12 protein-coding genes are annotated in these 14,097 nt (G+C 42.5%); 5 read left to right on the plus strand and 7 right to left on the minus strand.

From position 1 onward, the window contains the following. Positions 1–4: 4 nt before the first annotated feature. From L0P88_RS19295 to L0P88_RS19305, 3 genes are all read right to left on the minus strand, one after another. Positions 5–1,060: a THUMP-like domain-containing protein gene (locus L0P88_RS19295; protein ID WP_313791576.1), complete on the minus strand. Its 1,056-nt coding sequence runs from the start codon at positions 1,058–1,060 to the stop codon at positions 5–7. A gap of 131 nt (positions 1,061–1,191) precedes the next feature. Beyond that, positions 1,192–2,298 carry an AI-2E family transporter gene (locus L0P88_RS19300; RefSeq protein ID WP_247131526.1) on the minus strand — a complete coding sequence of 369 codons (1,107 nt, stop codon included), beginning with the start codon at positions 2,296–2,298 and terminating at the stop codon, positions 1,192–1,194. Further along, positions 2,295–2,963 carry a DUF4159 domain-containing protein gene (locus L0P88_RS19305; RefSeq protein ID WP_247131527.1) on the minus strand — a complete coding sequence of 223 codons (669 nt, stop codon included), beginning with the start codon at positions 2,961–2,963 and terminating at the stop codon, positions 2,295–2,297. Before L0P88_RS19305 ends, L0P88_RS19300 begins: the two co-directional genes overlap by 4 nt. Positions 2,964–2,985: 22 nt before the next feature. Here L0P88_RS19305 and L0P88_RS19310 point away from each other — a divergent pair, with 22 nt between their 5' ends. After that, positions 2,986–3,750 carry a DUF1223 domain-containing protein gene (locus tag L0P88_RS19310; RefSeq protein ID WP_247131528.1) on the plus strand — a complete coding sequence of 255 codons (765 nt, stop codon included), beginning with the start codon at positions 2,986–2,988 and terminating at the stop codon, positions 3,748–3,750. Between the two features lie 14 nt (positions 3,751–3,764). Here the strand turns inward: L0P88_RS19310 and L0P88_RS19315 are convergent, their stop codons facing one another. The 3 genes from L0P88_RS19315 to tsaD are packed head-to-tail and all read right to left on the minus strand — an operon-like array spanning position 3,765 to position 5,825. Beyond that, the gene (locus L0P88_RS19315; protein ID WP_247131529.1) at positions 3,765–4,469 is read right to left on the minus strand and encodes a 16S rRNA (uracil(1498)-N(3))-methyltransferase; all 705 of its coding nucleotides are present in this window, start codon (positions 4,467–4,469) and stop codon (positions 3,765–3,767) included. Continuing rightward, positions 4,469–4,801 (minus strand): TfoX/Sxy family protein, encoded by a 333-nt coding sequence (locus tag L0P88_RS19320; RefSeq protein WP_247131530.1) that lies wholly within the window; start codon positions 4,799–4,801, stop codon positions 4,469–4,471. The genes L0P88_RS19315 and L0P88_RS19320 overlap by 1 nt, the downstream gene beginning before the upstream one ends. Position 4,802: 1 nt before the next feature. Beyond that, positions 4,803–5,825 (minus strand): tRNA (adenosine(37)-N6)-threonylcarbamoyltransferase complex transferase subunit TsaD, encoded by a 1,023-nt coding sequence (gene tsaD, locus L0P88_RS19325; protein ID WP_247131531.1) that lies wholly within the window; start codon positions 5,823–5,825, stop codon positions 4,803–4,805. Between the two features lie 98 nt (positions 5,826–5,923). Here tsaD and L0P88_RS19330 point away from each other — a divergent pair, with 98 nt between their 5' ends. The 4 genes from L0P88_RS19330 (at position 5,924) to L0P88_RS19345 (ending at position 13,400) form a co-directional block, all read left to right on the plus strand. Beyond that, entirely contained in the window at positions 5,924–10,345 is a 4,422-nt protein-coding gene (locus L0P88_RS19330) for a translocation/assembly module TamB (RefSeq protein WP_247131532.1), read from the plus strand. A 125-nt stretch (positions 10,346–10,470) separates the two neighbouring features. Then, positions 10,471–11,457: a 6-phosphofructokinase gene (gene pfkA / locus L0P88_RS19335; RefSeq protein ID WP_247131533.1), complete on the plus strand. Its 987-nt coding sequence runs from the start codon at positions 10,471–10,473 to the stop codon at positions 11,455–11,457. Between the two features lie 19 nt (positions 11,458–11,476). After that, positions 11,477–12,478: a type I glyceraldehyde-3-phosphate dehydrogenase gene (gap, locus tag L0P88_RS19340; RefSeq protein WP_247131534.1), complete on the plus strand. Its 1,002-nt coding sequence runs from the start codon at positions 11,477–11,479 to the stop codon at positions 12,476–12,478. 70 nt (positions 12,479–12,548) lie between these two features. Further along, on the plus strand, positions 12,549–13,400 hold the full coding sequence (locus tag L0P88_RS19345) for an N-acetylglucosamine kinase (RefSeq protein ID WP_247131535.1): 852 nt from the start codon (positions 12,549–12,551) through the stop codon (positions 13,398–13,400). 247 nt (positions 13,401–13,647) lie between these two features. On the opposite strand, the gene L0P88_RS19350 is transcribed toward L0P88_RS19345, so the two are convergent. Next, positions 13,648–14,028 (minus strand): RidA family protein, encoded by a 381-nt coding sequence (locus L0P88_RS19350; protein WP_247131536.1) that lies wholly within the window; start codon positions 14,026–14,028, stop codon positions 13,648–13,650. Positions 14,029–14,097: the final 69 nt, after the last annotated feature.

Consider the following 14,097-nt stretch of genomic DNA (forward strand, 5'->3'; position numbering starts at 1 on the left):
AGTGTTAGGGCTTTCTTTTGCAGTGTAAGACAATGCGCTCTTCGTTTAAGTTGGTCGTGAAAAACAGATAGTCATCCCCACCCTCCTTTAGTTTTGTCCTTTTTCTGAGTGAGGAAACGGACTGCGGAAAGTTACGGGTAGTGATATTTGCTTTGGTCAGTCCAAGCTGTAGCAACCCCGTTTTGCTGTAGGGCACCACATTTTCAATTGAAAATCTTCGGCCTGGAAAATCAATTAACTCGTGCGATGTGTATAAGTGCGAATGTTCATGGAGTTTGCCAAGATCAAACCTACGGCCCAGGAGTTTAAAAGCACCGGATTTTAAAATGGCGGCATTGGGTTCATAAAGGTAGTCTTGCGGTAATACAATTTTGGATATCGCGGCCTCTTCCTTGGAAAAGTGAAAATTGAACCTTTGGTCCGTTTTTTTTGTGAGGTTTATGGTTTTCAATTCTGCTTCATCCGTATGGCCGTTTTCCAAAACCCAAAGAAGTTCTTTCACCTCGTTTTGAACGGCAACAATATGTACTTCTTTAACACAGCCCAATTCCCTAAGCCCTTGTTTAATATCCAGAAGTGGGGCGGTTTTTATCAATATCCTATTCGCCTTGGAGAAAATTGTTTTCAGATGGGAAAGGATATTGGGCTCACAATCTTTAAGTAAAAAGACCCTTTGGGTGGTATCCCTTCTTGAGGGATCTAGATAAATCCAATCGAACCCCTCCTTTGAGTTTTGTAAAAATGTGATACCGTCCTCAACATGGCACCTTATATTTCCCGCCCCTAAAACCTCAAAATTATGGCAGGCTATTGCTGATAGTTCAGGATTGAGTTCACAATGGAAAACCTTGGGAACTTTTTTGGCAAAATAAAAACTATCCACCCCAAAACCGCCAGTCATATCCAATAGTGTTTTGCCATGGACCAGTTCGGCTTTGTAAGCGGCCGTTTGCTCGGAACTGGATTGTTCTATATGTAGTTTTGGCGGGTAATAAATGGCATTGGTTTTAAACCAGGTAGGGAGTTTTGTCCTGCACTTTTTTTTGGCTTCGAGCTGCATGACCAGCTCCTTTTGTGAAACCCCTGAAAAAAATGGTTTCTGCAACAGCACTGACAAGCTGTCAGTATTCCAATTTTTTTCTATAAATTCTTGAGGACCAGTTTTTAATATGTTTTTATTCAAACTAAAACTTACACATTTTTGGTAAACTTTTTCACAAAGGTATTTTCCCTTAAAAACTCCTTTAGGATAACTTTTATGGCCGTATATCCGGGTACGGCCACAACCATTCCGACCACACCAAAAAGCAAACCTGCAATGATGATGACCAGAAAAATCTCCAAAGGATGTGAACGCACACTTGTTGAAAAGATAAAGGGTTGGGAAAAGAAATTATCCACCATTTGTCCAATGAGCACCCCTATCAAAACATAGCCCGCTTTGGGCAGGATCACCGTGCTAAAATCCATTCCCAAATGGCTTGTCATCGTTAAGGTAACCATGATTACGGCACCAATAATTGGACCTATGTAGGGAATAATATTGAATAGGGCGCATAGGAAGGCAATAACGATGGCATTGTCCACACCAACTATCAATAGGGTAATCATGTAGATGACAAAAAGGATGGTCAGTTGCACCAATATGCCAATGAAGTACCTGGACAATAGACCGTTTATCTTGTCTATGGACACGATAAGATTTCCCTCCTTTTTTTGGGGAATAAAGGTCAAGAGCCCTTTTTGCAACAATTTGCTGTCCTTCAAAAAGAAAAAGGAAATAAAGAGAACGGAAAAAAGACCAATACTAAAACTGCTCAGTACATTTAGAAACGAGTTCAGGATATTGGGTATAAAATTTAAGTTAAGGCCTTCCAGGACGCTTCTTTCCAAATCTGAATTTTTGATTAATTCATTGAGGTCCGCCGTGGAAGCGCCCATGTATTCCAGAATTTCCAGGTAGAGCGTATTCACATCGGCTTTTAAGGCCTCTATATCCAGTAAGGACAAACTTTTTCCCTGTTCATTGATCAGTGGCACGAAAAGCGCAATAATACCCATCAATATAGTGACAAAAAGCACCATGGTCACAATTACGGCCAACGTATTGGGGAACTTAAGTTTTCTTCGCAAGAATAGGGTGATGGGCCTTCCCAAAAGTGCAATGACCGCCGCAATGGCCAAATAGGCAATTACGGACCTGATTTGATACAAAAAGTATAGGGAAAGGACAATACCAACAATAATGGCAACTGCCCTTAAAATACCGTTGGCTATGGTTTTTGAGCTATGGTTCATGAGGAAAAGGCGTATTGAATGATATTTGCTCCCATTTGTAGTGCTTTCTTTCTCACTTTGTCAGGGTCATTATGTACTGAGGGATCTTCCCAACCATCCCCTAAATCACTTTCATAGGTAAATAACAGGAGCAATCGGCCTTCGTGGAAAATTCCAAAGGCCTGTGGTCGTTTCCCGTCATGTTCGTGAATTTTTGGAAGCCCGTCCTCAAACCGGTAATTTTGGATAAAGATAGGATGGTCCCGGCCCAATTCTTCCAATTCCTTTTCTGGGAATACCTTTTTTAGTTCCCTCCTCAAATAGGGTTCCATACCATAGTTATCGTCCACATGCAGGAACCCACCGGCCATGAGATAGGTTCTAAGATTTTCGGCCTCAGCATCGGTAAAGAAAACATTTCCATGTCCTGTCATATGAATGTAGGGATAGGAAAAAATATCCTCACTGCCTGCTTCCACAGTTTCTGGTTTGGGTTCAATTCGGGTGTTGATATTCCTATTGCAGAAAGCAATAAGATTGGGCAGGCCTGTTGGATTGGAATACCAATCCCCGCCACCACCGTATTTTAATATTGCGATTTCCTGTGAGTTTACCCCCTGTATCACAAAAAAAGTTAAAAAAGCGGTAATAACCGTAAGCCCTTTGGTTCGATATCGAATAAACATACAAATCAAAGTTAAGGTATTCATGGTTAAGAAAATTCTAATTCTGATTGTTGTAGCTGTGGGCCTGAGTTCCATGGCGATGTACGAGACCACAAAGGTGGAAGGTTCCAAGGGGATTTCGGGCACCTATGAACCCATAGTGGTATTGGAATTGTTTACGTCCCAGGGCTGTTCCAGTTGTCCCCCTGCGGATATCCTCCTGGACAAGGCAAAAAAGCAGTATCCGGATAATGTCTTTGCATTGTCCTACCATGTGGATTATTGGAATTACATTGGTTGGGAAGATCCTTTTAGTAATCCACAGTTTTCCAGAAAGCAACGGGAATACAATACCAAGTTCCGATATTCCGGTAATTATACCCCGGAAATGGTTGTAAATGGTAGGGAGCATTTTGTGGGATCCAATGCAGGAAAGTTAAGCTCCAAAATAAAGGAATACCAAAAGGCCAATTCCGAAAACAAAGTGGTTTTGGGTGAAGCTACCAGACAAGATCGGGAAATTGACTTTCAGTACCACATTGAGGGGGACTTAACTGGGAAACTTATGCGGGCCGTATTGGTTTTGGATGAACGGACCACTGTCGTAAAGCGGGGAGAGAATAGGAACAGGACCCTAAAAAATTCAAATATTGTGGTTAAGGAACACTATATCCCCTTGAAATCCAAAGAAGGGCAGGGAAGCGTTCAAATTCCGACCTGGGTGAAAACCAGTGAAAAATTGAGGCTGGTAGTGCTTGTGGAAAACTCGGCACTTGACATTACAGGAGCGGCCAAAACGGCAATTTAATGGCGGTCCAACGATTATCTGTTGATCAAGGCCACAGTTGAACAGGCAACAATACCAGCGGTTTCGGTACGTAAACGATTCCTGCCCAAGGAAACGGGATGGAATCCATGATCCAGGGCCCTACGTATTTCACTTTTGGAAAAATCGCCCTCTGGTCCAATAAGGACGACCACATCCTTATCTGCCTGTACTTTTCGTTTTAACTCAAGCTTTTCATCTTCGTGGCAATGGGCAATGAATTTCAATTCCCCCTCAACCAAGTCCAAAAAATCCTGAAAAGGGGTAAGGGGGTTTAGTTTTGGCAAATACGTCTGTAAGGACTGTTTCATTGCTGCCTGTAGTACCTTTTCCAAACGTTCCGCTTTTATGACCTTTCGTTCGGAATGGTCACAAAGAATGGGGGTTATTTCGTCCACACCAATTTCCGTGGCTTTTTCCAAAAACCATTCGAAGCGATCATTCATTTTGGTAGGGGCTATGGCAATGTGGAGCGAGTGCAATTTAGGAATCGTCTTTTCTTCGGAAACAATTTGCGCCTTACATTTTTTGGGGTCCGCTTCAAGAATTTTGGCCCGGAAGTGATAGCCCCTTCCATTGGTAATATTCAACATATCACCTTCTTTTTTCCTTAGGACCTTTACAATGTGTTTACTCTCTTCCGGTGGGAAGAAGAACTGTTTAAAACTGTTGTCCAGTGTTGGATTATAAAAAAGCTGCATTATTCCCCTAATTTATTTTTTGCATGTTCCAAACCGAGTTCCACCCAATAGTGCAGTTGTTCTTCGGTTTGGTAACCTCCTTCCGACACAAACACAAATTCCTTCATGGGTGTTCCGGTAAAATCCATGGGACGAACATGCGCCATTTGGAGCACGGTTTCCATTTTTGTCCCGATTACCCGTACCATTACATCCTGGTTTATGGTGCCCACGGTCATTTTTCCTTTGTAGAGGAAGGCAATTCCACCGAACATTTTCTTTTGGACAAATTCCTCCGGAAATAGCCCAAGAGTGGCTTCAATTCGTTTGGTCAAATCTAGATTATAGGCCATTTTAAAGTATGTATCGCGCTTTTGCAGAAACCTCCTGACGGGCAAAATCCCCTTTTAAGTACTTTAGATATCCTACAATACCTATCATTGCGGCATTGTCCGTACAATATTCAAACTTGGGGATGTATGTTTTCCAGCCCAAGGCTTGCTCCATATCCCTGATTCTTTTTCGTATCTCCGAATTGGCGGATACCCCACCACCAATGGCAATTTCTTTGATCCCTGTTATTTTGGAGGCCTTTTTAAGCTTGTCCATCAATATCGTTACGATGGTCTCCTGAATGGAAGCACAAATATCGTTAAGGTGCTCCTGGACAAAATCGGGGTTTTCTTTGGTTTTCCTTTGAATGAAATATAAAATGCTGGTTTTTAGTCCGCTAAAACTAAAGTTAAGGTGTTCCACCTTAGGTTTTGGAAATTCAAACGCCTTGGGATTTCCCTTTTGCGCGTATTTGTCAATTAAAGGTCCTCCAGGATAGGGCAATCCCAATAATTTGGCACTCTTGTCAAAGGCTTCCCCTACGGCATCATCCAAACTCTCTCCCAAAATTTCCATATCAAAATGGTCGTTGACCTGAACGATTTGGGTATGTCCGCCACTTATGGTCAAGGCAAGAAAAGGAAAGTTGGGAACGGTTTTATCTTCTTCCTTAATAAAATGGGCAAGAATATGTGCCTGCATATGGTTCACTTCAATTAAGGGAATACCCAATCCCAGGGCAAGGGATTTTGCAAAGGAAGTGCCTACCAAAAGGGATCCAAGAAGTCCCGGACCTCTTGTGAAGGCTATGGCGGAGAGTTCATTTTTGCCGATATTTGCCTTGGCCAAAGCTTGATGGACGACAGGTACAATGTTTTGTTGGTGTGCCCTCGATGCCAACTCGGGAACCACCCCACCGTATTGTTGGTGAATTTCCTGATTGGCAACAATATTACTTAACACGGTACTGTTACAAAGAATAGCGGCAGCGGTGTCGTCGCAAGAAGACTCAATGGCCAGGATATATTTTTTTGAAGTGTTCAATGGCTTTGGAACGAAAATTGTCCTACAAATATAAAAGGTAACGCGCTATCAAAAAATTAAGGAAAATAGGGGTTAGGCTACTGCTGATATTCATTTTGATGGGTGTTTTGGCAACGATAGTCTTCTCCCTCCCCATAGTACAGACCAAGCTGGCGAAATATGCCACGGATAGCCTTAACCAGGAATTTGGCACCAATATAGGTATTGAAAGGGTAAGGTTTTCCCCGTTTACCTTGGGTACCACCATAAAGAATATATACGTTGAGGACTACAGAGGGGATACCTTGATATACATCCAAAAACTATCCACTTCCATTTTGAACCTGAGAAAAATGATCGACGGGGATATGGAATTTGGGGAAATTGATGTTGATGGGTTGTTGTTGCATATGAAAACCTATGCCGAGGAGACCAATACCAATTTGGATGTTTTTATTGATAAGTTGGATGATGGAAAACCCAGGGCACCCGGTACCCCACCATTTTTTATGGCGGCTTCGGAAATTAACTTGAGCAACGGTAGGTATGTGCTCAGTGATGAGAATTTGGAGAATTCCAAAATACTGGATTTCAAAAACCTGGAACTGAGTTCGGAGGATTTCCAAATTTTAGGGCCTGACGTTTCCCTGCAAATTTTGGAATTGGGTTTAAAAAGTGGAAGGGGCGTTGACCTTAAAAGACTGCAGACCAGGTTTTCGTACACAAAACAACAAATGCGATTTGATTCTTTGCGCATAGAAACGCCGGAATCCCAGATAAAGGGCCAGTTGGTCTTTGACTATAACCGGGAGGATTTTGGGGATTTTTTGGACAAAGTCCAAGTATCGGCCCAGTTTGATGAATCCACCATGGCCTTTAATGAGATCAACAAATACTTCAACGAATTTGGTAAGGACAGGATCGCCACCTTTTCGACCACGGCAAATGGTGTTCTGAACGATTTGAACTTTGAGGAATTATTGCTCTTTTCGGACAATACCGGGATACGGGGGGATTTTAACTTCAAGAACATGTTCAAGGATTCGGAGCCTTTTAAAATGGAGGCCCAGATGAAAAATGTCACTTCCAGTTATTATCAATTGCGGGCCCTGTTGCCCAATATTTTGGGAAAGAACATTTTGCCTACCTCATTTCAAAAATTCGGACAGTTCACCGTAAGGGGGGATACAGAGGTCACGGAGAACTCCATTGATGCCAAAATAAATCTCAATACGGCCATTGGAAGTTGTTATTCCGATCTTCAGATGACCAACATCAATAACATTGATGACGCCTCCTACAGGGGATTTATTTCTTTGATAAATTTTGATTTGGGAAATTTTTTGAGTGACCCAAAGTTTGGTAAAACCTCATTGGATGTCAATGTGGAAGGCCGGGGTTTTATCGCAGAATATCTAAATACCGAGGCGATTGGGGATGTGTACACCATGGAATTCAATGGGTATCAGTATAAGGATGTTAAGGTTTCAGGAATTATTAAGGAAGAACTCTTTGATGGGTCCTTGATCAGTAATGACGAAAACCTAAAGTTGAACTTTAAGGGACTTGCGGATTTTAGTCAGGAGGAGAACAACTTCAATTTTATAGCCTCCGTGGATTATGCGGATTTGAGCAAGCTGAATTTTATTAAGGAAGAGGTTTCCATTTTTAAGGGAGATGTACGAATGGACATTACCGGCAATACATTGGATAATATTGTTGGCGATCTAAAATTCTCCGAAACACAATTTCAAAATAAAAACGATACCTATCGTTTTGACGACTTTGCGGTTTCCTCCACATTTGAAAAGGATAGTCTAAGAAATATTCAAATCATCTCCCCGGATATTATCACCGGTTATATGAAGGGGAACTTTAAGGTCAGGGAACTGGGAAGGCTTCTACAGAATTCCATAGGGAGTATTTATACCAATTACAGGCCATACGAGATTTCGGAAGGACAGAAATTGGATTTCAATTTTCGCATTTACAACAAGATTGTGGATGTGTTCTTTCCCGAGGTGAAACTGGGGCCGGATACCTTTATCCGGGGGAATATCAAATCGGACCAAGGAGACTTTAAACTCACATTCAAATCACCCAGTATTGAGGCGTTCAAAAATAAATTCAATGAGGTTGAACTGAAAATAGACAATAAGAACCCACTTTTTAACACCTTTCTTACTGTGGAGGATATGTCCACCGTTTACTACGATGTCCATGATTTTAACCTGATCAATACCACTTTAAAGGATACCTTGTTCTTTAGGACTGAATTTAAGGGAGGCAGTCAATTCAATGATAGCTATAACCTGAATTTCTATCACACCTTTAATAAGGAGAACAAATCCGTAATTGGACTAAAAACTTCGGACATCAACTTCAAGGGCAACACATGGGTATTGAACAAATCCGGGGATAAAAAGAATAAGGTTATCATAAACCGGACTTTGGATAGCATCCAAATCGAGGAGATTGTCATGGACAATAATAACGAGGAGCAAATCAGATTAAGGGGCGAATTGGCCGATTCCACCTATAAGGATTTGGAATTAGGATTCAGGATCGTCTCCCTGAATAAGGTAACCCCTTCCATAGATAGTTTAAAATTGGATGGAAAGGTCAATGGATTTTTAAACATCTTACAGAAAGATGGCAAATACTTGCCTTCATCAAGTATGCTCATCAATGACTTTGCGGTCAATGAAATGATCTTGGGGGACATGGAGGTGGTAATTTTTGGAAACAATGACCTTTCACAATTTGGGGTCAACTCCTGGGTGAGCAAGGACGGTGTGGAAAAATTCAGTTTAAACGGCAATATCAACAACGGGCGTAACGAGACTACGTTGGATTTGTTGGCGGCATTCGATGATTTTGATTTGAAACCCTTTGCGCCGTTGGGAGAGGACATTATTTCCAATATCCATGGTTTTGTAAATGGTAATGCCCGTATTACCGGAAATGCCAGGAATCCTGCTATGAATGGTACCCTGACCCTAAGCGAAGCCGGTCTGGGAATCCCCTACTTAAATGTGGACTACAATTTTGCTCCTTTATCCAGGGTACGATTATTTGATCAAAGTTTTTATTTTGAGAACATGGCATTGACAGATGCTTCCGAAGGAACTACGGCATACCTGGACGGTACCATTTCCCATAGGGAATTCGGCGATTGGACATTGGGCCTAAATGTAGATACCGGTGGAGAGCGATTTTTGATCTTAAACACGGACTATGAGGAGGAGGCCCTGTATTATGGCACAGGTTTTGCCAACGGAAGAGGGTCCATTTATGGGCCAACAACGGCATTGAACATAGAATTTGAGGGTGCCACCGCTCGGGGGACGTCCTTAAAAATCCCATTGAGTGACGTGACCAGTGTAGGGGATTATTCCTTTATCAATTTTATTGAAAAAAATCAAGGGGGGACAATTGCCTCAGAGCGGGTACTGAGTGAATATGAAGGTCTGGAAATGATTTTTGACCTGGCCGTTACCCCGGACGCCGAGGTCGAAATTATTGTGGACAAGGAAAATAAGAGTTCACTGAAAGGTACGGGAGAAGGGCTGTTATTGATGGAGATCAATACCAATGGCAAATTCAATATGTACGGAGAATTTGTTGTGGTGACCGGGCAATATCGATTTAGAAGGGCCGGATTGATAGACAAGACCTTTGTTGTGGAACCGGGGGGGACCATTCTTTGGGACAGTGGCAATCCCCTGGAAGCCCAATTGGGGTTAAAAGCGGTGTATTCCCTAAATGCCAATCCTGCACCCCTGTTGGACAATCCTGGAAATACAAGGAGAATACCAACGGAGGTTGTGGTGCGCTTGGATGGCGAATTGGAAAACCCCACAATTGATTTTGATATTGAATTTCCAGGAACCAGTTCCGTGGTGAAATCGGAATTGGAATACAGACTACAAGATCCCACTATAGAAAACAATAATGCCTTCTTCCTTTTGGCCCAGGGAACTTTTGTTAACGAGCAGACCGGTCTCAATCAGCAAGCGGTCACCGGAAATCTGATTCAAACGGCTTCGGGATTATTGAATCAGGTATTGGGGGGCAATAATGACAAGCTCAATTTTGGAGTTTCCTATGAACAAGGCTTTCAGGATGCAGGAATTGATACAGAGGACAGGATTGGTGTTACCGTTTCCACCCAGATATCCGATCGCGTTTTGGTCAATGGAAGGGTCGGGGTGCCGGTGGGGGGCGTTTCCGAAACCGTAGTTGCCGGCGATGTGGAGGTGCAGGTACTCTTGAATGAGGAAGGAACACTAAGTGCCAAAATATTCAATCGGGAAAATGTGATCGAACAATTCCTGGCGGAACGTCAAGGATATACCCAGGGCGTGGGACTTTCCTATCAGGTAGACTTCAATAACTTCAAGGATTTAATGACACAGATTTTTAGGCCAAGAAAAAAGGAAAGGCCCAGGGAAAAAGAAACTTTGGACACTTCCGTGATGGGAAAGGACAGTCTTATTAATTTTCGCTCAAAAAACTCGGTTTCCCGTCAAAAAAGATAGGATTTTATCATTTTTCAATACGTTTTTGTACGAAAACGTTTGAAAAAACCCTTGGAAGATAAAGTAGGACAAAGCTCATTTTTTTATTGGGGGAAGTTTGCTAGCTTTGACGTTTAATAAAAAAAATGGCCAATAGCATCAGTAAAATAGCCGTCCTGACCTCAGGAGGCGATTCCCCCGGAATGAATGCAGCCATTCGTTCCGTGGTAAGGTCCTGTGCATACATGAAGCTTAAATGTGTCGCCATTTATCGCGGATATCAGGGAATGATCGATGGGGATTTTAAGGAAATGAACGCCCGTAGTGTGAATAACATTATCAACAAGGGCGGAACCATCCTTAAGTCTGCACGATGTATGGAGTTTAGAACACCGGAAGGTAGGAAGAAGGGGCATGACCAATTAAAAAAGCATAATGTGGATGCTTTGGTAGTGATCGGGGGCAATGGTAGCTTCGCCGGGGCCTTAAAGTTAAATGAAGAGTTCAATTTTCCCGTGATGGGGATTCCAGGAACCATTGACAATGATATTTTGGGGACATCCTATACCATAGGGTTTGACACGGCCATTAACACCGTAGTGGAAGTGATTGACAAGATCAGGGATACCGCAAGTTCCCACAACCGCTTGTTTTTTATAGAGGTTATGGGAAGGGACGTGGGACATATTGCGTTGAATGCAGGTGTTGGCGCGGGAGCTGAGGAGATTTTGATCCCTGAACAAAACCTGGGCCTTGATCGTCTTTTGGACTCTTTAAAACGAAGTAAAAAATCAGGGAAATCATCAAGTATAGTTATCGTTGCAGAAGGCGATAAGACCGGAAAGAATGTTTTTGAACTCAAGGAGTATGTGGAAGAACATTTGCCCATCTATGATGTACGGGTATCGGTTTTGGGCCATATGCAACGCGGGGGAAATCCCACCTGTTTTGACCGTGTCTTAGCGAGTAGAATGGGGGTAAGGGCAGTGGAAGCGCTACTTGAGGGCAAAACAAATTACATGGTGGGGATAAGGGACCATAAACTGATCCTTACCCCAATAAGTGAGGCAATTAAAGCACATACAGCGGTCGATGAGGAACTCATTAGGGTTTCGGATATTATGACCACATAAACAACTAAAAATAGAACATATGGCAAAAGTAAAAATTGGAATCAACGGATTTGGTAGAATCGGTAGATTGGTCTTAAGGGCATCGGTGAAACGGGACAATGTAGAAGTTGTGGCCATCAACGATTTATTGGATGTTGAACACCTGGCATATTTACTGAAATATGACTCGGTACACGGAAGGTTTGATGGCACTGTTGATGTTAAGGACGGACACTTGATAGTAAATGGTAAAACCGTTCGTATCACAGCGGAGCGTGATCCCAAAAACCTGAAGTGGGATGAGGTAGGAGCGGACATTGTTGCGGAATGTACAGGTATTTTCACCACTTTGGAAACAGCACAATACCACATTGATGGTGGTGCCAAAAAAGTGGTTATTTCCGCACCATCCAAAGATGCGCCAATGTTTGTAATGGGGGTAAACCACCAAGCGGTAAAAGCCAGTGACACCATTGTGTCCAATGCTTCCTGCACCACCAATTGTTTGGCACCATTGGCCAAGGTTTTGAACGATAACTTTGGAATTGTCGAAGGTTTGATGACCACGGTCCACGCCACAACAGCTACACAATTGACCGTTGATGGTCCCTCAAAAAAGGATTATAGGGGAGGTAGGAGTGCCATGTTGAATATTATTCCAGCTTCCACGGGTGCTGCCAAGGCAGTAACTAAAGTAATCCCTGAATTACAGGGAAAATTGACAGGTATGGCCTTTCGGGTACCTACCGCGGATGTTTCCGTTGTCGATCTTACGGTGAGACTGGAGAAGGATACCTCCTATGACGAAATCAAAAAAGTCTTTAAAGCAGCTTCGGAAGGGGAATTGAAAGGAATATTGGGATATACGGAAGAAGCAGTGGTTTCCCAGGATTTTGTTTCTGACGCACGGACCAGCATTTTTGATGCCGGGGCCGGGATTGAATTGAACTCCAATTTCTTTAAGGTCATCTCCTGGTACGATAATGAAGCGGGGTATTCCCACAAATTGGTTGATCTGGCCGAACACGTGGCCACACTTTAACCCGGCATAACAGTATTCCTGAAGATATGGGGTAAAATCCTTATTTTCAGGAATATTTATTTCTACAGGAATGATTTTAATAGTTGATAGTGGCGCCACTAAATCGGATTGGATTGCCTTGGATGAAAATGGCGAACAACTGTTCGTTACCCAAACCTTGGGATTGAGTCCGGAAGTACTGACCCGGGAGGTTATAGAAGACCGTTTGGCAAACAATTTTGAACTTTCGAAAAATAAAGAGGCCGTTAGCCGACTCTATTTCTACGGGGCGGGCTGTGGGACGGACAGAATGAAAAAATTCCTTAAAGGGATTTTCGGTGATTTTTTTCCCAATGCAAAAGCTGAAGTTAGGGAAGATACCTATGCCGCAATTTATTCGACGACCAAAATAGGTTCCCAAGGTATCGTATGTATTTTAGGAACGGGTTCCAATTGCAGCTATTACGATGGGCACCAATTGTTTCAGAAGGTAACCTCTTTGGGCTATATCCCTATGGATGACGGTAGTGGGAACTTTTTTGGAAGGAAATTACTTCGGGATTACTACTTTCATAAAATGCCACAGGATTTGGGAATCAAATTTGCCAAGGAGTACGAATTGGAAGCTGATGTGATTAAACACAATTTGTACAAACAGCCCAATCCCAATACCTATTTGGCAACCTTTGCGAGGTTCATTATTGAGAACAAGAACCATCCTTACTGTCGTGGTGTCATAGACAAGGGCTTTCAACAATTTGTGAACAATTATATTATGCAATTTGAACTGGCCACTAAGGTTCCAATCCATTTTGTGGGCAGTATTGCCCATTTTCTTAAAGAGGAATTGACCACTGTTCTGGAACGAAACGATTTGATCCTTGGGGTTATACGAAGGAGGCCTATTGATGGGCTGGTGGAATTCCATCAAAATACGATTTAGCCTTTGGTCCCATTTACGGTATATTGATAATCGACACTTGAAATCCTTTTGATAAAGAGGCCGTGTTGCTCCCGATATACCTCCTTTCGAAATGACAAGTACAACCCGAACGTCATTTCCAACCGGTATACCGAGTGACCCATGTGGGCAAGGCCGAAAGGCCCATACTTCGCTCAATTAATATGACAAAAAACGGTATTCCAGAAGATTAAATGGGTTCTTTTATGCTATTGAAGTCGAACGGAAGTTATTTAACAGCAATCATGGATATTTCGACATTTACGAACATGGGTAGGTTCGCCACTTCAACGGTCTCCCTTGCTGGAGCAGTATCTGGGTCAAAATAGCTGCCATAAACCTCGTTCACCAAGGAAAACTGATGCATATCCTTTAAAAAAATGGAGGTCTTTACTACATTTTCAAAAGTCATGTCCGCAGCTTCCAAAATAGCTTTTAGATTTTGCATACACTGTTCTGCCTCTTTTTTTACGTCTCCTTTTACCAGTTCCCCGGTTCTCGGGTCAATAGGTGTTTGACCGGAAATATAGAGTGTGTCTTTAATCAGTATCGCCTGGTTATAAGGTCCAATGGGAGCGGGTGCATTTGAGGTGGTGATTATTGTTTTCATCAATTTAGAATCTTTAGTGCAAGATAGCGCAACTTTCCGATTTTGGATTCCGATATTTCTATTTGAGTT

It is taken from the genome of Muricauda sp. SCSIO 64092 (assembly GCF_023016285.1).
Taxonomy (GTDB): domain Bacteria; phylum Bacteroidota; class Bacteroidia; order Flavobacteriales; family Flavobacteriaceae; genus Croceivirga.

Coding starts and splice junctions, on each gene's coding strand:
- L0P88_RS19295 (WP_313791576.1), bottom strand. CDS start 1,060: ATGCAGCTCGAAGCCAAAAAAAAGTGCAGGACAAAACTCCCTACCTGG.
- L0P88_RS19300 (WP_247131526.1), bottom strand. CDS start 2,298: ATGAACCATAGCTCAAAAACCATAGCCAACGGTATTTTAAGGGCAGTT.
- L0P88_RS19305 (WP_247131527.1), bottom strand. CDS start 2,963: ATGTTTATTCGATATCGAACCAAAGGGCTTACGGTTATTACCGCTTTT.
- L0P88_RS19310 (WP_247131528.1), top strand. CDS start 2,986: ATGGTTAAGAAAATTCTAATTCTGATTGTTGTAGCTGTGGGCCTGAGT.
- L0P88_RS19315 (WP_247131529.1), bottom strand. CDS start 4,469: ATGCAGCTTTTTTATAATCCAACACTGGACAACAGTTTTAAACAGTTC.
- L0P88_RS19320 (WP_247131530.1), bottom strand. CDS start 4,801: ATGGCCTATAATCTAGATTTGACCAAACGAATTGAAGCCACTCTTGGG.
- L0P88_RS19330 (WP_247131532.1), top strand. CDS start 5,924: ATGGGTGTTTTGGCAACGATAGTCTTCTCCCTCCCCATAGTACAGACC.
- pfkA (WP_247131533.1), top strand. CDS start 10,471: ATGGCCAATAGCATCAGTAAAATAGCCGTCCTGACCTCAGGAGGCGAT.
- gap (WP_247131534.1), top strand. CDS start 11,477: ATGGCAAAAGTAAAAATTGGAATCAACGGATTTGGTAGAATCGGTAGA.
- L0P88_RS19345 (WP_247131535.1), top strand. CDS start 12,549: ATGATTTTAATAGTTGATAGTGGCGCCACTAAATCGGATTGGATTGCC.
- L0P88_RS19350 (WP_247131536.1), bottom strand. CDS start 14,028: ATGAAAACAATAATCACCACCTCAAATGCACCCGCTCCCATTGGACCT.